Origin of the sequence: Sandaracinus amylolyticus, assembly GCF_021631985.1 — a bacterium.
Taxonomy (GTDB): Bacteria; Myxococcota_A; Polyangia; order Polyangiales; family Sandaracinaceae; genus Sandaracinus; species Sandaracinus amylolyticus_A.
Window position 1 is genome coordinate 5,052,459 of record NZ_CP070225.1, and the last position, 17,916, is coordinate 5,070,374.

Annotated in this window: 15 protein-coding genes; 8 read left to right on the top strand and 7 right to left on the bottom strand. The window is 71.5% G+C overall.

Going from position 1 to position 17,916, the window contains the following annotated elements; translation table 11 throughout:
* The first annotated feature begins 143 nt into the window (after positions 1-143).
* From I5071_RS21335 to I5071_RS21345, 3 genes are all read left to right on the top strand, one after another.
* Positions 144-1,256 (top strand): hypothetical protein, encoded by a 1,113-nt coding sequence (locus I5071_RS21335; protein ID WP_236607348.1) that lies wholly within the window; start codon positions 144-146, stop codon positions 1,254-1,256.
* 16 nt (positions 1,257-1,272) lie between these two features.
* The gene (locus I5071_RS21340) at positions 1,273-2,205 is read left to right on the top strand and encodes an SMP-30/gluconolactonase/LRE family protein (RefSeq protein WP_236607349.1); all 933 of its coding nucleotides are present in this window, start codon (positions 1,273-1,275) and stop codon (positions 2,203-2,205) included.
* Between the two features lie 132 nt (positions 2,206-2,337).
* Positions 2,338-4,089, top strand: coding sequence for a serine/threonine-protein kinase (locus tag I5071_RS21345; RefSeq protein ID WP_236607350.1), 1,752 nt, complete (start codon positions 2,338-2,340; stop codon positions 4,087-4,089).
* Between the two features lie 22 nt (positions 4,090-4,111).
* On the opposite strand, the gene I5071_RS21350 is transcribed toward I5071_RS21345, so the two are convergent.
* The 3 genes from I5071_RS21350 to I5071_RS21360 form a co-directional block, all read right to left on the bottom strand.
* The gene (locus I5071_RS21350) at positions 4,112-4,537 is read right to left on the bottom strand and encodes a hypothetical protein (RefSeq protein WP_236607351.1); all 426 of its coding nucleotides are present in this window, start codon (positions 4,535-4,537) and stop codon (positions 4,112-4,114) included.
* A gap of 198 nt (positions 4,538-4,735) precedes the next feature.
* The gene (locus tag I5071_RS21355) at positions 4,736-5,404 is read right to left on the bottom strand and encodes a hypothetical protein (protein WP_236607352.1); all 669 of its coding nucleotides are present in this window, start codon (positions 5,402-5,404) and stop codon (positions 4,736-4,738) included.
* 71 nt (positions 5,405-5,475) lie between these two features.
* Positions 5,476-7,881, bottom strand: coding sequence for a tetratricopeptide repeat protein (locus tag I5071_RS21360; protein ID WP_236607353.1), 2,406 nt, complete (start codon positions 7,879-7,881; stop codon positions 5,476-5,478).
* Between the two features lie 764 nt (positions 7,882-8,645).
* Here I5071_RS21360 and hrcA point away from each other — a divergent pair.
* The 4 genes from hrcA (at position 8,646) to I5071_RS21380 (ending at position 13,370) form a co-directional block, all read left to right on the top strand.
* A complete protein-coding gene (gene hrcA / locus I5071_RS21365; RefSeq protein ID WP_236607354.1) occupies positions 8,646-9,779 on the top strand; it encodes a heat-inducible transcriptional repressor HrcA in 1,134 nt (377 codons plus the stop codon).
* Between the two features lie 123 nt (positions 9,780-9,902).
* The gene (locus tag I5071_RS21370; protein ID WP_236607355.1) at positions 9,903-10,463 is read left to right on the top strand and encodes a nucleotide exchange factor GrpE; all 561 of its coding nucleotides are present in this window, start codon (positions 9,903-9,905) and stop codon (positions 10,461-10,463) included.
* Between the two features lie 55 nt (positions 10,464-10,518).
* A complete protein-coding gene (gene dnaK / locus I5071_RS21375) occupies positions 10,519-12,324 on the top strand; it encodes a molecular chaperone DnaK (RefSeq protein WP_236607356.1) in 1,806 nt (601 codons plus the stop codon).
* Complete coding sequence (locus tag I5071_RS21380; protein ID WP_236607357.1) at positions 12,324-13,370, top strand: TraB/GumN family protein; 1,047 nt, start codon at positions 12,324-12,326, stop codon at positions 13,368-13,370. Before dnaK ends, I5071_RS21380 begins: the two co-directional genes overlap by 1 nt.
* Here the strand turns inward: I5071_RS21380 and I5071_RS21385 are convergent, their stop codons facing one another.
* The 3 genes from I5071_RS21385 to I5071_RS21395 form a co-directional block, all read right to left on the bottom strand.
* Positions 13,371-13,808 carry a hypothetical protein gene (locus I5071_RS21385; protein WP_236607358.1) on the bottom strand — a complete coding sequence of 146 codons (438 nt, stop codon included), beginning with the start codon at positions 13,806-13,808 and terminating at the stop codon, positions 13,371-13,373. It lies immediately after the preceding gene.
* 74 nt (positions 13,809-13,882) lie between these two features.
* A complete protein-coding gene (locus I5071_RS21390) occupies positions 13,883-14,755 on the bottom strand; it encodes a TerC family protein (RefSeq protein WP_236607666.1) in 873 nt (290 codons plus the stop codon).
* A gap of 35 nt (positions 14,756-14,790) precedes the next feature.
* Positions 14,791-15,081, bottom strand: a complete 291-nt coding sequence (locus I5071_RS21395; RefSeq protein ID WP_236607359.1) for a hypothetical protein — start codon at positions 15,079-15,081, stop codon at positions 14,791-14,793.
* Between the two features lie 195 nt (positions 15,082-15,276).
* Between I5071_RS21395 and nhaR the strand changes: the two genes are divergently transcribed.
* The gene (gene nhaR, locus I5071_RS21400; RefSeq protein ID WP_236607360.1) at positions 15,277-16,179 is read left to right on the top strand and encodes a transcriptional activator NhaR; all 903 of its coding nucleotides are present in this window, start codon (positions 15,277-15,279) and stop codon (positions 16,177-16,179) included.
* A gap of 88 nt (positions 16,180-16,267) precedes the next feature.
* Here the strand turns inward: nhaR and I5071_RS21405 are convergent, their stop codons facing one another.
* Positions 16,268-17,914: a serine/threonine protein kinase gene (locus I5071_RS21405; RefSeq protein WP_236607361.1), complete on the bottom strand. Its 1,647-nt coding sequence runs from the start codon at positions 17,912-17,914 to the stop codon at positions 16,268-16,270.
* Between the last annotated feature and the right edge of the window lie 2 nt (positions 17,915-17,916).

A 17,916-nucleotide genomic window follows, 5' to 3' on the forward strand; every position in this document is an offset into this window, starting at 1 on the left:
CATCGAGCGCGGCGTCGCGCCCGGAGACGCTGCGCGATGCATCGCGCGACGCACAGCGCGAGGCCGCGCGAGCCCGCGCGCACTCCGTCGCGCTCGAGAGCCTCGCGACGATCGATCGACGCGGCTCTTCGGAGCTCGAGCCGATGATCGAAGGCGCGCTGCGCGCGCTCGCGTGGCGCAGCGCCGCCGACGCGGAGACCATCGACAGCGCGGCCCTCGACGACGCGCTCGTGCAGGTGCGCACCGAGTGGAGCGCGACGCTCGACGCGCGCGTGCTCGCGATCCTCGAGACGACGCGTCCGAGCGAGCCCGAGCTGCCGAGATCGAGCTCCGACGCGATCGTCGAGGTGCCCGACGAGCCCGTCGAGATCCCCGAGATCCCGCCGCGCGCGGCGGCCGACGTCGCGCCCGAGCCGCCTCCCGATCCCACGCCGAGCGCGATGCGCGAGGTGCGCGTCCGGCGCACGACCGATCGCGCGAGCCAGGATCTCTGGGAGCGCCTCGGTTCGTTCATCCCGCCGCTCGCACCCGACGCGACGCCCCCCACGCTCGTCGAGGCGCGAGAGCCCGTCGCACCGCTGCGCGATCCGCTCCGCGAGTGGAAGCTCGAGATCGAGCGCAACGCGGCGCTGATGGGGGTCATCACGCGCATCGCGCTCCTCGACCTCGTGCCACGAGGCATCTTCGGTGTGCACGATCCGACGTTCGCGATCGTGATCGTCATCTCGGACTGGACGTTCTGCGAGCGCGTCGTCGAGCACCTCGCGGAGATCGATGCGCCCGGCGGGATGCCGACCGAGTGCGTCGTGCTGGGACGCGTCGCGCCACGAGAGGCGATCGAACGCGGCGAATTCCACGTGACCCGCGGCATCGAGTCGCTGCGCGCCGAGTGGAGGCGCGGCCTCGTCGAGGGCGCGATCGAGCGCGCATGGCGCGCGCCCCCGATCTACACGTGGCGGCGTCGGACGACGCCCTTCGACCTCGCGACGGGCTTCGTCACGTTCACACCGATGCGGATCCGCTGCACCGGATGCGACCGCTGCTACCTGATCCCGCACGGCACGTCGCTCCGCGGCGTCGCATGTCTCTGCGGGCGCGAGGACGAGCTCGTCTCGTACGAGACCGATCCGGTGCCGCGCGTCGCGACGCCACGCGAGGTCGAGTGCGCGCGCTGCTCGTGGCGCTTCTTCCAGGCCGCGCCCACGCCCGACGACGTGTGCCCGAAATGCCGTCACTTCGTGATCATCGAGCCCTGATGCACACTCGCGCGCCATGCATCGCGCTTCGCTCTTCTTGATCTGCTTGTCTCTCGCCGCGTGCGGCGACGACGACGCGCCCGCCCCCACCGACGCCGGCATCGACGCGCCGCCCGCCGACGCCGGCCCGACGCTCGAGGCATTCGCCGACGTTCGCGCGTTCACCGAAGGGCTCGCGATCGGCCGCACGCCCGAAGGCAGCTCCGTGCTCTACGCGAGCACGCGCGACGATCGCATCGTGCGCATCACGCCCGAAGGCGTCGTGAGCGACTTCGTCGCGATGAACGATCCGCTCGGCATCGCGGTGCGCGACGACGGCTCGCTGGTCGTGTGCGCCAAGCGCGACGACGACGTCCCCGTGCTCTTCGCGATCACCGCGGCGGGGCAGATCTCCGAGCTGATCCCCGCAGGCCCCGGAGACGTGTCCTTCGGCCTCACCAACTTCGTCGCGATCGCGCCCGATGGATCGCTCGTCTTCACCGACTCGATGAGCGACCACGTCTTCCGCGCCGACGCCGATGGCGCGAACGTCACGCTGATCACCGACACGATCACGTATCCCAACGGCCTCGCGTTCTCGCCCGACGACGCCACGCTCTACGTCGCCTCGTGGGACGGCCGCACCGTGCACGCGCTCTCCTTCGACGCGTCCACGTCCACCTACGGCGCGCCGAGCGTCGCGATCGCGAACGTGCTGAACGTCGACGGCGTCGTCGCGACCAGCGAGGGCGCGCTCTACCTCGTCACGTCCTCGCGAGGCCTGCTCCGCGCCGATCCCGCGTCGAGCGATCCCCCGCTCACCGTCTTCCCGATGGCCGCGCTCGCGCTCCCCGCGAACGGCGTGTTCGGCGACGACGCGTTCGGCACGAGCACGCTCTACCTCACGAGCCTCGCGAACGCGTCGATCCACCGCATCACCACCCCCGATACCGGCGCGCCCCTGCCCTGATCGGCAGGCCGGAGCCAAGATCACACCGGCACCCGACGTAGACTCCGTCGTGATGCCCTCGCTCGCGCCCCGCGTTCTGCTCTACGCTGCACGCGATCCCGAGCGCGCGGCGCGCGAACGACGGAGGAGCACGTGGCGGGCAGGTTGATCGGAGGACGCTACGAGATCGTTCGCAAGATCGCCGAGGGCGGCATGGGCGCCGTCTACGAGGCGCAGCACCACCTCACGAAGCAGACCGTCGCCCTCAAGATCCTCTTCCCGCACATCGGTCGCGACGAGAACGCACGACAGCGCTTCCTCCGCGAGGTGAGCGCCCCCGCGCAGATCGGCCACGACGGCATCGTCGAGGTGCACGACGCGGGCTTCGACACCCAGGACGGCTCGCTCTTCGTCGCGATGGAGCTGCTGCGCGGCGAGACCATGCGCGATCGCCTCTCGCGCGGCGGGCTCACGCGTGATCAGGTGCTCGACCTCTTCGAGGCGATGCTCGATCCGCTCGCCGCCGCACACGCGCGCGGCATCGTGCACCGCGACCTCAAGCCCGAGAACGTCTTCCTCCACCGCGAGCGCGACGGGCGCGAGGTGCTCAAGCTCCTCGACTTCGGCATCGCGCGCGACCTCGACGAGAAGTCGCAGTCGGTCACCCAGACCGGCATGGCGATGGGCACGCCGCACTACATGGCGCCCGAGCAGGCGATGAGCGCGCGCAGCGTCAGCTTCCCCGCGGACGTGTGGGCCGTCGGCGCGATGCTCTACGAGGCGCTCTCGGGCAGCCCTCCGTTCGGCGGCGAGACCGCGAGCGCGATCGTCGTGCACGCGGTGAGCAAGCCCCACGAGCCGCTCGCGCACGTCGCGCCCGCGACGCCCCACGCGATCGCACTGCTCGTCGATCGCTGCCTCGCGAAGGAGGCCGACAAGCGACCGAAGGACGCGCGCGAGCTGCTCGGCGAGCTGCGCGTCGCGCGCGGCAAGAGCGCGGGCATCGCGACCGGCCCCGTCGCGCCCTCGCAGGTGATGCTCCCGATCTCTCCGCCCCAGAGCTACGGCACGCCCTCGCACCAGAGCTACGGCGCAGCGCCCGCGCAGCACGCGACCCCGCAGCCCTCGTACGGCGCGCACGTCCCCTCCGCGTCGCATCCGTCGTTCGGTGGCGTGCCCACGCCGCCTCCCGGGCACGTCACGCCGCCGCCCGCGGTCTCGCCGGTGCCGCGCAGCAGCTCGGGCTCGGGGCGCATCCTCGTGATCGGCGGGCTCGTGATCGGCCTCGGCCTGCTCGCGGTCGTCGGCGTCGTCGCCGTCGGCGCGTACGCGGCGTTCTCGGGCAGCGCGACCGGCGCACAAGGAACGGGCACCGTGCGTGTGATGACGACGATCCCGGGCCAGCTCGTGGTCGACGGCGCGCCGCAGGGCCCGGTGCTCATCGGCGGGCAGGACGTCGTGCTCTCCGCGGGCTCGCACGTCGTCGAGGTGCAGATCGCGGGCGCCACGCTCGCGTCGCAGCGCGTCGACGTGAGCGCGGGCCAGGTGCAGCAGATCGAGCTCGTGCGCGGCGTCGTCGCCGGCGCCGGCGGGAGCACCGGAGGCGCGGGCGTGCACAGCGGCACGCTCGGCCCCGGCGATCAGACGCTGAGCACCGGCGAGTACATGGACTTCTACGAGATGTCGTTCAGCGCCGGGCAGCACGTGCACCTCGAGCTCGCCTCGCCGAGCTTCGACACGTACCTGATCCTGCGCTTCCCCTCGGGCCGCCAGCGCGACAACGACGACGCGACCGGCACGAACTCGATGCTCGATCAGACACTCGACGAGACCGGCGTCTATCGCGTGATCGTCACGAGCTTCAGCGCCGGCGAGACCGGCCCGTACACGCTCACGATCCGCTGACGCCGGGTCGTCGCTCGACCGCTCAGACCGGCAGCTTCTTCAAGAGCTCGCGCGCCTGATCGGTGCCCGCCGCGAAGAACGCGGCGACCGGCGCGGCGACGTAGCAGAAGATGATGTCGAACATCTGCGTGTGATACTCGAGCCAGCTCCAGCCCTCGGGCGCGCCCACGATCACCTTCGCGAAGAGCACCGCCGCGAGCGTCGACGCCGCCGCGATCCCGCCCGCGACCATCGAGCGTCCACCGCCGAGCTTCATCGCGCCCACGCCCGACGCCGCGCCGATCAGGAACGCGACGTACGAGTACTCGCCGACGAAGCGCCCGATGATGCCGTAGAGCAGCCCGACCGCGAACGCGCCGGCGACTGCACCGATCGCCGCCTTCGGCAGGCTCACGCTGCCCTCGCCCGCATCCGCCGTCGTGAATCCGCCCATGTTCAGGTTCGCCATGACTCGCTCTCTCCTCGTGGAGCGTCCGCGCGTCCGGCGCGTCGCTGGATGCCCTTCGGTGCAACGACCGCCGCACCGACCACGCCCCGCGAGCCATCTCGTAACCGAGCGAAACCACGCTTGAATCAGCGACTCGCGCCGACCCCGGATCGACGCACACACGCGCAACTCTTGCGCGAACGCGCAGCGTCCGCGTGCTCACCCGCGCACGCTGGCGAGGATCTTCGCGTGGTGCTTCGCGAACGCCGAGCCCTGCGGCAGCAACGCCGCGACGGTGCGCGATGCTTCCATCGGATCCATCGCGCCCGCCTCGTCCCACAGATCCTCGAAGAGCGTGCGCGTCGCGCCGATCGCGAGCGACGGGAACGCGCCCTCGTCGATCTCGCCGAACCCGACGATCAACATGCGCGCGAAGAGCTCGCGCAGCGCGCGCTGGTACGCGCTCTCGAACGCGCGCCCGGTGAGCCCGGCCGCCCCGCGCAGCTGCTTCGCCCCGAGCGGCGAGTCCGACTCGAGCGCGGTGAGCACGTCGATCGCGTCGGGCTCGAGCCCCTCGCGGATGCGCCCGGTCGCGCGCAGCTCGCAGAGCATCGCGGTGAAGAGCGCGCGCGAGAACAACGTCGCGCGGTTGCGGAACCACTTCGAGTACACGACGCGCCGCGACCGCGCGAGCCGCTCGCGAAGGCGCCACATCGCGACCACGCGCTCGTCGCCGCTCTCGTCCCAGTCCCACCGCATCGTCTCGCCGGGATGGAAGCGATGCCACAGCGACGGCGGCTCGAGCCGGTTCTCGATCGGATAGACGAGCAGCGCGCCCGCGCGATCGATCGCAGCGATGGCCGAGGCGAACGTCGGCGCACGAGCCATTCACGAAGCTACGTAGGCGCGCTCGAAGAGCGTCGAAAACCGCCTCGCCCGCGCTCCCGTCCGGCAGGGGCTCACTGCGCGGGGCAGGTCGCGACGCGCTCGCGCACCGCGGTCGCGATCCCGCCGTCGGGCGCGGCGCGCAGATAGCGACGCCCGAATCCGCAGCGCTCCGCGTTCATCTCGCCGATCAGCGCGAGACGGCCGTAGGCCTCGATGCTCGGCGACGCGGCTTCCATCGCGCGCCGATACCGCGCCGTGCCGTCGCGCCGCTGTTGATCTTCGATCGCGCCCATCAGCACCAGCGCGTCCGCGTTCGTCGGATCGAGATCGAGGGCGCGACGCCCGTACACGCTCGCACGCGGGATCGTCTCGTCCATGAAGGCGAGCCACGCCTCGGCCGTGAGCAGCCGCGCCTCTTCGACCCGCGTCATCGGCGCCTCGGCCGCGCCCTCGCGAAGCTGCTCCGCGAGCTGCTCGACCATCGTCTCGCGCCGTGCACGCGCGAGCGCGAGCGCGCGCCACAGGAACACGTCGCGTCGCTCGGTCGCGCCCGACTCGGGCAGCGCGTCCTGGAACGCCTCGATCGCCTCGAACCAGCGCTCGGCCTGCATGTAGAGGCGGCCCTGCGAGTGCGCGAGCGCGAGATCGCGACGCGAAGTGCGACGCGCCCGACGAAGCGCCGTGAGCCCCTCGGCCCCCGCGAGCGTGTCCACGAGCCATCGCGCGCGGAGCTGCTCGATCTCGAGGCTCGTGACGTTCGCCGCGTCGATGCGCGCGACCGTCGCGCCCGCGGCTTCGAGATCGCGCTGCTGGAGCTGGATCGAGAGCAGCGCGCGGAGCACCTCGGGCTGCGCGGGCTCGACCTCGATCGACGTCTCGTACGCCCGGCGCGCCTCGTCGAGCTGCCCGAGCTCCATCGCGGCGCGACCTCGCTCGGCCTGGAGCGCGGGATCGCGCGGCGCGACCTCGGTCGCGGTCCGCAGCGCATCGAGCGCGGGCTGCCACTCGCCCGACGCGAGGTGCACGCGCGCCTTCGCCGCGAGCAGGAGCGGCTCGCGCGGGTGCGCCTCGAGCGCGCGCTGTGCGATCGCGAGCCCACGCGCGCGATCCCCTGCGCCTGCATGCGCGCCCGCCGCGGTCGCGGCGATCCGCGGGTGCGTCGCGCGCTGCTCGAGCAAGGGATCGACGAGCGCGATCGCGTCCTGGGCAGCACCGGTGCGCACCAGCATCGCCGCGAGACCGACGCTCGCCGCCACGCGCTCGGCCGGCGAGCGCGCCGCTTCTTCGTAGAGCGCACGGGCCGGCGCGACCTGGCCGCGCGCATCGGCGATCCGCGCGCGCAGCAGCGACGTCCTCGGCCCCGCGGGCGCGCCGCTCAGCGCGCTCTCCGCCTGATCCAAGCGGCCCGACGCGAGGTGCAGCTCGGACGCGAGCTGCGCGCGCCGTCCCGCATCGGTCGAGATCCCCGGCGAGAGCGCGTCCGCGATCGCCTGTGCCTCGGTGCGACGTCCCAGCGCGAGCCACGCCTCCGCGAGCTGCACCCGGAAGAGCTCGTCCCCCGGCGGCGGCGCGCCCGCGGCCGCTTCGATCGCGCGCGTCGCGGTCTCGGTGTCCCCGGCGTCGATCGCCGAGAGCCCGGTGAGCAGCTGCGCCCACGCGCGCTCGGCCGGCGTCGCGCTCGCTTCCTCCGCGATCGGCGCGACCTCGCCGCCCACCTGATCGCGCTGCTCGCCCGCGTCCCAGCGCACCCGCGCCCGCGCGAGCCGCAGCGGGACCGCGTCTCCGTCGATCGCGGTCGGCGCACCGCTGCGCGCGGACACCAGCCCGAGCAGCGCGCGCACGCGCGGCGCGTCCTGGCGATCCATCTCCTGCGCCGAGCCCTGCGCCGCCGCGAGCGCCTGGGGCACGTTGCCGATCGCCAGCGCCACGAGCGCCCGCGCGTAGCCCGCCTCGGCCGCGCGCGGCCCGCGCGCGACCAGCGCCGACGCGTGCTGCGCCGCTGCGGTCGGATCACCCTGGGCGAGCGCGAGGTACGTCTGCGCGATGCGATGATCCGACGCGCCGTCCGCCGCCGGATCGTGCGACGCGAGGAGCTGCTCCGCGGGCGCGCGATGGCCCGTGATCCCCGCGAGCTCGGCCGTCGCGTGGATGCGCGCCGCGAGCGCGACGTCGCCGGGGCCGGTCTCGCCGTCGAGCGCCGAGAGCGCGTCGTCGATCGCGTCGGCGCGACCGGTCCGCTCCACCTCGAGCCGCGCCTGATCGATCTCCCGACGGTGCAGGAGGTACACCGCGAGCCAGATCAGCAAGAGCGCGCTGATCGTGCTCGCGACCGCGATCGACACGCGCCGGACGCGCCTGCGACGGATCTCTTCCTTCGTCTCGGGGACCGCGGTGATCTTCGGGATCGACCGCTTCGCTTCCTCGACCGAGAAGAAGTCGGATCGCTCGCGCTTCTCGCTGTCGCCGTGCTGAGGCACCCGCGGCGATGATGCGACAACCGCCCGGATGCTTCCAGAGAAAGGCGATCCGCTTAAAAGGCGAGAGGGTGGTGGGCTGCCAGACCCGCCACCCTCTCAGCTCATCGGGGAGGGGCCGTCAGTCCGACAGAACCTCCAGCGAGAGCGCGAACACGATCTTCGAGAAACACTGCGTACTATTCACTGGCCTTCTCCCTCCCCGGCAAATGCCGGCGCCTCCGGGCTGCGGCAGCGAATGGCCGCGCTCGCGTCGAGGCGTTCCATGGCGGGGGGGCGCTCATGCACGAACGCCGGCGCGCCGATCGTCGACGCTCCTCCGAGCACGGCTCGGAAGAGACGAGACGAGGCGAACGCATCCTGCGCTCGAGCCGCGAGCACCCCCTCGTGCGTCACGGCAGGAATCCCCGGGAGCCTTTCGACGCCCGTTCGGGGAAACCTTTCGGTTTCCTCGGGATTTCGCACCATTGCGGGGCTGTGGTGGCCCATCCGCCGTGCTCTGTGGGGTGTCCGCTCCGGAGAATCCGGATCGAACAGGCCAGAGGATAGCGGCCTCGCTCGGTGTCAACAAGGCTTCGGCACGAGACGCCTGCACGAAGGCACAGGTGCGATCGGAAAAACGAGTGTTTTCGCGAGACGCACCGCGCGCGCTCCCGCTCCGATCCGAATTCGACGCTCGCCCGGCACGCGATCCGTGGATCCGGGGGCGATTTGCCATCTCGCTTGACACCAGCGGTGTGTACTTCTAGCAATTCCGTAGTCGTCACATGACGATGCCGTCCGCGCCCTTCCAACCGACCGTGGTCCCGCTGCGAAGGCCCGAGCTGAGCTATCGGGCCCGTCGGATCCTCTACGCGGTCGTGTCGGAGTACATCGCGACCGGCGAGCCCGTCGGATCGCGCCGGCTCTCGAAGCGCTACGGCATCAATCTCTCGCCCGCGACGATCCGCAACGAGCTCGCGGACCTCGAGGAAGCGGGCTGTCTCGCCCAGCCGCACCACAGCGCGGGCCGGGTGCCCACCGAGGTCGGCTTCCGCGTGTTCATCGACGCGCTCTCGCAGATGCGCGAGGTCGCGGCCGAGGATCGTGCGGCGATCCTGGCGCGCATGCGGCAGCTCCGTCCCGGCGTGGACGACGTGCTTCGCGAGGCGGGACGGCTGCTCGCGTCGCTCACCGGCGCGGCAGCGCTCGTGTCGCGGCCGCGCACCGAGGTCGAGCAGGTCACGCAGATCCGCTTCATGCCGCTCTCGGAGAAGCAGGTCCTCGCGGTGATCGTGACGCGCTCGGGCACGATCCAGAACCGCATCGTCGAGGTGCCGGAGCTCCCCGACGCGAGCGACATGGAGCGCATCCACAACCTGCTCTCGTCGCTGCTCACCGAGCGCACGCTGCGCGAGGTGCGCGAGGAGCTCGCGCGCGCGATGGCCGACGAGCGCGGCGCGTACGATCGCCTCGGGCGGCGCGCCAAGCAGATGCTCGACGCCGCGACGGCGGGACCGGCGCGCGAAGAGGACGTGATCATCGAGGGCCAGGGTGTGCTCTTCGATCGCCCGGAGTTCGTGGATGCCGAGAAGATCCGCGGCTTCCTGCGCGCGTTCGAGGAGAAGGAGAAGCTCCTCGATCTGCTCGATCGCACCCTCGCCGCGGGCGGCGTGCAGGTGCTGCTCGGGTCCGAGGCGAACATCGTCGACGTGCCCGACGTCGGCGTGATCTCCGCGAACTACCGCGCGGGCGGCGTGCGCGCGGGGAGCCTCGGGATCATCGGCCCGACGCGCATGGACTACGCGAAGCTGATGCCCCTCGTGAGCTTCGCCGCGCAGATCACGACCGACGTGCTGAACGGCGACTCGCTGCGCGACGACGACGACGAGCCCCCGCTCGGCGAAGCATCGGGAGCGTGAGCACCCGAGCACCGTCCGCGCTCTCGAACGTGCGGGGTGCTTGAGGTGGAGAGGATGGCTGCTTACAGTCGGGGGCCCCATGCCACTCGATCTCGAGCGATCGAGTCGAAGGAGCCTCAGGACGTGAGCGGAGAAGAACGGGACGACACCACGGCCACGCTGATCGACGCGGAGGACGCGCCGAGCGGGACCGAGACGCTGACCGACGCCGATTCCGCCGGGCTCGCGAACGCGCTGCGCGAGGAGCGCGATCGCCTGAAGGAGCAGCTCCTGCGCACGGCGGCGGACTACGACAATTTCCGGAAGCGCACGAAGAAGGAGCTGGAGGACGCGGAGCGTCGCGGGCGCGAGGACGCCGTGCGCGAGATGCTGCCCGTCTTCGACAACCTCGAGCGCGCGGTGCAGGCGGCGGGCGCGGCGAGCGACGTCGCGGCGATCGTCGACGGCATCAAGATGGTCCTCAAGCTCTTCGAGGATCAGACCCAGCGCATCGGCATCACGCGCGTGCCCACGGTCGGTCAGCGCTTCGATCCCTCGGTGCACGACGCCATCCAGCAGACCGAGACCGACGAGCACCCGCCGGGAACGGTGATCGCGGAGGTCGTCCCCGGCTACAAGCTCGGTGATCGCCTGGTCCGTCCCGCGATGGTCGTGGTCGCGCGCAAGCCGAGCGCGAGCGCCTGATTCGCCCGCGCCCCCGCGCGGCACTTGTGTACGATTGGGCTCTCGTTCGGGCGTCATGAGCAAGGTCATCGGCATCGATCTCGGCACGACGAACTCGTGCGTCGCGATCGTCGAGAACGGCGAGCCGATCGTGATCCCGAACGCCGAGGGCTCGCGCACCACGCCGTCCGTCGTCGCGTTCACGCGCGACGGCGAGCGGCGGGTGGGCAGCGTCGCGCGGCGTCAGGCGGTCACGAACCCGGAGAACACCGTGTTCGCGGTGAAGCGCCTGATGGGCCGGCGCTTCGAGAGCTCGGAGGCGAAGCGCCACGCGCAGTCGGTGCCGTACCGCGTCGTGCAGGCGATGAACGGCGATGCGTGGGTGGCGATCGGCGAGCGCGAGCTCTCGCCACCCGAGGTCTCCGCGATGGTGCTCGCGAAGATGAAGGAGACGGCCGAGGCCTACCTCGGCACGAAGGTCGACGGCGCGGTGGTCACGGTGCCCGCGTACTTCGACGACGCGCAGCGCCAGGCGACGCGCGACGCGGGCAAGATCGCCGGGCTCGAGATCAAGCGGATCATCAACGAGCCGACCGCCGCGGCGCTCGCGTACGGGCTCGAGAAGAAGAAGAACGGGCGCATCGCGGTCTACGACCTCGGCGGCGGCACGTTCGACATCTCGATCCTCGAGATCGCCGACGGCGTGTTCAAGGTGCTCTCGACGAACGGCGACACGCACCTCGGTGGCGAGGACTTCGATCGCGTGCTCGTCGATCACCTCGCGAGCACGTTCGCGAAGGAGAACCGCGGGCTCGATCTGCGCAAGGATCGGGTCGCGCTGCAGCGCCTCAAGGAGCAGGCGGAGAAGGCGAAGCACGAGCTCTCCACCGCGCTCGAGACCGAGATCAACCTGCCCTTCATCGCGGCGGACGCGACCGGGCCGAAGCACCTCGTGAGCGCGCTGCGGCGGAGCGAGCTCGAGATCCTCGTGGGCGATCTCGTCGAGGGCACGCTCGGGCCCTGCGCGAAGGCGCTCAAGGACGCGGGCGTCGCGACGAAGGACATCGACGAGGTGATCCTCGTCGGCGGCATGACGCGCATGCCGCTCGTCGTGCGCAAGGTGAGCGAGTTCTTCGGGCGCGCGCCGCACAAGGGCGTGAACCCCGACGAGGTCGTCGCGGTGGGGGCCGCGATCCAGGCGGCGGCGATGGAAGGTCAGATGGAGGAGGTGCTGCTCCTCGACGTCACGCCGCTCTCGCTCGGCGTCGAGGTCGGCGGCGGGATCTTCCACACGCTGATCACGCGCAACACGACGATCCCCAGCGCCGCGTCGGAGATCTTCACGACGAGCGTCGACAACCAGCCCTTCGTGCCGATCCACGTGCTCCAGGGCGAGCGCCAGATGGCGGCGGACAACAAGTCGCTCGCGAAGTTCGAGCTCGCGCCGATCCCGCCCGCGCCACGCGGCGTGCCGGAGATCGAGGTGCGCTTCGAGATCGACGCCGACGGCATCGTGCACGTCGCGGCGAAGGACATCCGCAGCGGGCGCGAGCAGAAGGTGCGCGTCGTCGCGTCGAGCGGTCTGACCAAGGAACAGATCGAAGGGCTCGTCGGCGACGCGGAGAAGCACAAGCAGAGCGACGCGAAGCGCAAGGAGCTCGCCGAGCTGAAGAACAGCGCCGCCGCGCTGCTCTACACGAGCGAGAAGGCGGTCGTGGAGTGCGCCGAGCTCGTGCCGCCGAACGTGATCGACGTCGTCAAGCGGGACATCGCGACGCTGAAGGCGACGCTCGAGGAGGGCGACGCGATCGCGATCCGCGAGGCGCTGCAGTCGCTCGAGCTGAGCGCGTACAAGATCGCCGAGTCGATGTACGGAGGCTGATGGCGTTGCGTCGCGCGTGCGTGATCGGGCTCGTGGTCGCGCTCTGCGCGTGCGGCGGGAGCGCTCCACGGCGCGTCGAGAGCGCCGACGTGTCGCGACAGGAGACGCTCGAGGAGACGCGGCTCGCAGAGCGTCAGCGCGACGCGTGGACGCCGCCGGTGCTGCTCTGGGAGATCGGCGACGAGGCCGAGGCGAGCTACGTGCACGCGGCGTTGCCGTTCGGGACGACGATGCGGCACGCGCTGCCCGAGCCGCACGACGGCGCGCTCGATCTGTCGCGCGCGATCGTCACGACGTTCGATCCGCGCGAGGCGGTGCCGCTCGATCAGGTGCCCGAGAGCGCGCTGATGGGCCGGCGCGATCGGCTCGATCGGATGCTCGGCGCGGAGGAGTGGACGGCGCTGCGCGCGCAGCTCGGCCCGGCGCTCCCCGACGAGTCGCTGCGGCGCATCCCGCCGATGATCCTGGTCGAGCACCTGGTGCGGGTGCGGATGGCGGAGGTCGAGGCCGAGGCGGACGGACGCAACCCGGTGCCGCACGCGATCTCGACCTCGAGCGTGATCGGCGACGTGCTCGCGTGGGCGAGGATGCAGGGCGCGCCGATCGTGGCGATCGACACCCACGAGCAGGCGGCGGCGCGGCTCGCGGCGATCCCGCGCGAGGCGTCGCTCGAAGGGCTCCGCGACGCGCTGGCGAACGTGGAGGCGTGGCGCGCGCGATGGAGCACGCTGCGGAGCGCGTATGCGTCGGCGGACGATCACGCGCTCGCGAGCGCGTGCGAGGCGTCGCTCGGCGAAGGTGCGCTCGCGGACGCGCGCCGGGCCGAGCGTGCGGCGCGCATCGATGCGTGGTCGGCGCTGATCACGGCGCAGCTCGAGGAAGGCCGCGCGTTCGTGGCGCTGCCGGCGTGCGACGTGGTCGGCGAGGACGGCGCGCTCGCGCGGATCGCGGCGAGCGGAGTGCGCGTTCGCCGGCTCGGCGCGGCGCCGGGGAGCGCGCCGCCACGCGATCTCGGGCGATCGCGCGAAGCGGGCGTGCTGCCCTGATCACTCGCCCGCGCGGGCGCGGCGCGGGACACGCATCGGGAGCCTCGCCTCGCGCAGCACGAGCGCGTCGTCGATCGCGCGCACGAGGTCGGCGACGCGGGCCGGCTTGCGCAGGATCACGTCGTAGGCGCGGCGTGCGATCGGGCCGAGCGCCGCGGGAGAGCGCGCGATCGCGACGAACGCGGGCGCATCGTCGCCGCGCGCGGCGCGGATGCGATCGGCGAGCGCGAGACCCTCGACGTGGATCCCGGAGTGCGCGACCACGATCGCGTCGGGACGGCGCGAGAGCGCGGCCGCGAGCGCGGGGCTCGCCGCGGTGAACGCGAGCACGCGAAGCCCGATCTCCTCGAGCACGCGACGCATCTCGCGCAGGGTCGTCAGGTCGTCGTCGACGAGCAGCACGAGCTCCGCGACGTCGGTGTTCTCGGTGTTCTGCATCAGCTCCTCCAGACGCGAAAAAAAGACGACGCGCGCCGCGACGAGCGCGGCGCGCGCCAGGGGAAGACACGGGATCAGGCGCGGCGAGCGCGGCCGAGCACGAAGGGCAGCCCGAGCATCGTCGCGACGATCGCGAGCGAGGCGAGCGGCGAGATCGACACGACGTCGACGAGCGCCATCTTCGCGCCGACGAACACGAGCACCGCGGAGAGACCGAGCTTGAGGTGATGGAGCTTCTCGACCGCGCCCGCGAGCAGGAAGTAGAGGTTCCGCAGGCCGAGGATCGCGAAGACGTTCGACGTGAAGACGATGAAGGGATCGCGGCTCACCGCGACCACCGCGGGGATCGAGTCGAGCGCGAACACGACGTCGGTGAGCTCGACGAGCACGAGCGCGACGAGCAGCGGCGTGGCGAGGCGACGCCCGTTCTCGACGACGAAGAAGCGTCCGCCGTGGAGCGACGGTGTCGACGGGATCCAGCGGCGCACGAAGCGGAACAAGCGCCCGTTCTCGAGCGCCGCCTCTTCGTCCTCTTCGCCGCGGAACCAGCCGCGCAGCAGCTTGAGCCCGGTGACGACGAGGACGCCGCCGAACACGTAGATCAGCCAGTGGAAGCGCGAGAGCAGCTCGAGCCCGGCCGCGATCATCGCGCCGCGCATGACGAGCGCGCCGAGGATGCCCCAGAAGAGCACGCGGTGTTGGTGCTCGGGGCCGATGCGCAGCGCGCCGAACACGACGAGGAACACGAAGAGGTTGTCGACCGAGAGTGATTTCTCGATGACGTACGCGGTCGCGAAGTCGATCGCGGGGCCCGCGCCGAGCGTGGCCCACACCAGCCCGTCGAAGCCGATGGCGAGCCCCACCCAGATCGCGCTCCAGCGCGCCGCCTCGCGCATCGACACGGTGCGCGTCGACCGGTGGAGGACACCGAGGTCGAGCGCGAGCATCGCGACGACGAACGCGAAGAACGCGAGCCAGGCGATCAGTGGTAGCGGTCGTTCGGACAACGCGGGATCTCCTTGGAGGCATCGCGGGGAAGCGGGCGCCGCTGCACCTCGACACGGCTCTCGGCGTGCGCGACGAGCGCCCACCCGACGAGGAACGCGACGATCGCGAGGGCGCGCGCGGGCTGATCGCGCGACATCGTCGTGAGCGCGGCGGCCGCCCCGACCGCGAGCAGATGACCGAGCGCTGCCCCGATCTCCGAGCCGTTCGCGCTCGGCGCACGTCCGTCGAAGCCCGGCCCACGACCGGGCTCACGGCGCCGCCTCATGCCGACCGCGCGGGACTCCGACCCGGCTCGAGCACGCACCGATCCGGCGACGATGCGCGGATTGCTCCATCCACGACGTCCATCACGCCCTCCGCCACAAGCAGACATCCTGTTCCTAGTGGCTCGCGCGCCTATTGGCGAAGAGATAAATAGAGCAACGTCCATCGCGAAAACCGATGGTCACGGAGGCGCGGGATGAAGTGGCTGAACTACCACCACCTGCTCTACTTCTGGACCATCGCGCGCGAGGGCAGCGTGTCCGCGGCGAGCCGCAAGCTGCGCCTCGCGCAGCCGACGCTCAGCGGACAGCTCAAGGCGCTCGAGGACGCGCTCGAGGTGCAGCTCTTCCACCGGCGCGGCGGCAAGCTCGTGCTCACCGACACGGGCGCGCACGTGATGCGCTACGCCGACGAGATCTTCTCGCTCGGCAGCGAGCTGCAGGAGTCGCTCGAGGGGCTGCCCACGCGGCGACACCCGCGTCTCGTGGTGGGCGCGGCCGACGAGGTGCCGAAGCTGATCGTGCAGCGCCTGCTCCAGCCCGCGCTCGAGCTCGCGAGCGAGCTGCGCCTCGTCTGCTACGAGGATCGTCAGGATCGGCTGCTCGCCGATCTCGCGGTGCACGCGATCGACGCGGTGATCGCCGAGGCGCCGGTCGAGTCGGGCTCTCCGATCCGCGCGTACAGCCACTTGCTCGGCGAGTGCGGCGTCACGTTCTTCGCGGCGCCCGCGACCGCGCGCCGACTCCGCCGGCGTTTCCCGCACTCGCTCGAGGGCGAGCCGCTGCTCGTGCCGATCGAGAGCACGTTCATGCGCCGCGCGATCGAGCGATGGCTCGAGGAGCGCTCGATCCGTCCGCGGATCCGCGGGGAATTCCAGGACTACGCGCTGCTCGGCGCGTTCGGGCGCGCGGGCGTCGGGGTGTTCGCGGCGCCCTCGGTCATCGAGGACGAGATCCGCGAGCAGTACCGCGTGCAGCGAGTCGGTGAGCTCGAGGACGTGCGGCAGCGCTTCTACGTCATCACGGTGGATCGCCGCATCAAGCACCCGGCGGTGCTGGCGATCACGGAGCGCGCGCGCGACGAGCTCTTCGCGCGCTGAGCCCTTGCATGAGTGCTCGTCCCGCGGGTCCCGGACGGGAGCAGAGCGCGAGGGCGAGCCGATCTTCCGACGGCGCGGCTCGATCCGTTCAATCGAACGAGTAGAAGCGGGGGCGGGGGCGCGCGACGGGGCGCTCCCGCAGGCGCACGACGAGCCGTTGATCGCGCTCGGGGATGATCGTGTGCTCGCTCGGCTGGTGGTTGATGCGCTCGACGACGACCTCGACCGGCGCGGTGTCGCGCGGCAGCTCGATGGTGAGCGGCGTCGTGCCGCGGAGCTCGCCGCCGATCGTGACCTGTGCGCGCGGTGGGGTGCTCTCGATCTGGATCGAGACCGTCGCGGGGATGGGCGCGGGCGCGGGCTCGAGCGGTGGCGGCGAGATCTCGAGCGGCGGCGACGGTCGCACCGGCTCGGAGGGGGCGCGCTCGGCGATCGGCGGCGCGGTCGTCGTTCCCGCGTTCGCGCGCGGCAGGAGGGCGAACCCGAACGCACCGAGCAGCGCGAGCCCGACGAGCGAACCGGCGAAGGCCCAGCCGCGCAGCGATCGCTCGTACAGCCGCACCGGGCGCTGCGGCGACGTGGGGCGATCGCCGTCGAGCACGACCTGCACGTCGATGTCGCCCGAGCGCGGCGGACCGTCGGTCGAGACGAGCCCGGAGAGCTCGGTGACGGTCATCGCGTCGAACTCTTCCGACGGGCTGTTGCGCGCCGCGCAGCGCATCAGCTCCTCGGTCTCCGCGAAGCGATGCGGGAGCACGCGCCGCGTGAGCTCGACGAGCCGCTCGTGCGCGCGCTGTCGCGGGTCGAGCTGCGGCATCAGCTCGCGCAGCGCATCGCGCATCGCCTCGGCGGTCGGGAAACGATCCACGCGATCGCGCGCGAGCGCCTTCATGCAGATCTCGTCGAGCGACTCGGGGATCAGCACGTCGTCGTCCGCGACCTGGCTCGGCAGCGGGATCGGATCGTGGAGGACCGCCTTGAGCACCTGCGCCTCCGACTCGCGCGCGAAGAGGCGCTTGCCGGTGAGGAGCTCGTGGAGCATCGCGCCCGCGGCGAACACGTCGGCGCGGCGATCGAGCTTCTCGCCCGCGAACTGCTCGGGCGACATGTATGCGAACTTGCCCTTCGTCATCCCGGTCTTCGTGTGCGCCGAGCGGTCCTCGAAGCACGCGATGCCGAAGTCGAGGAGCTTCACCTCTCCGTCGAAGGTGATGAAGACGTTCTGCGGAGAGACGTCACGATGGACGACCTGCAGTGGCTTGCCCGACTCGTCGCAGACCTCGTGCGCGGCGTGCAGGCCTGCGCACATCTCGGAGATGATCAGCGTCCCGAGCGCGGGATCGAGGCGCTCGTTGCGACCGAGCAGCTCACGGCGGATCCCCGAGAGGCTCTCGCCGCGCAGGTACTCCATCACGAGATAGAAGTCGCGCGAGTCGCGCGAGAACTCCTGCACGCTGACGATGTTCGGATGACGCAGGCGCGACATCAGGCGCGCTTCGTCGAGCAGCGTCGTGCGTAGCTCTGGCTCGTGCGCGAGGTGCGGGAGCATGCGCTTGATGACGACCGCACGCTCGAAGCCTGCGACGCCACTGCGCTTGGCGAGATAGATCTCCGCCATGCCGCCCGCCGCGAGCCTCGCGAGAACGCGGTAAGGCCCGATGCGCAAAGGAATCGATTCGTCGACCGCTGCCACCCCCATGTCCGTTGTAGATAGGGAGGACGTTTGGAGCGCCAAGG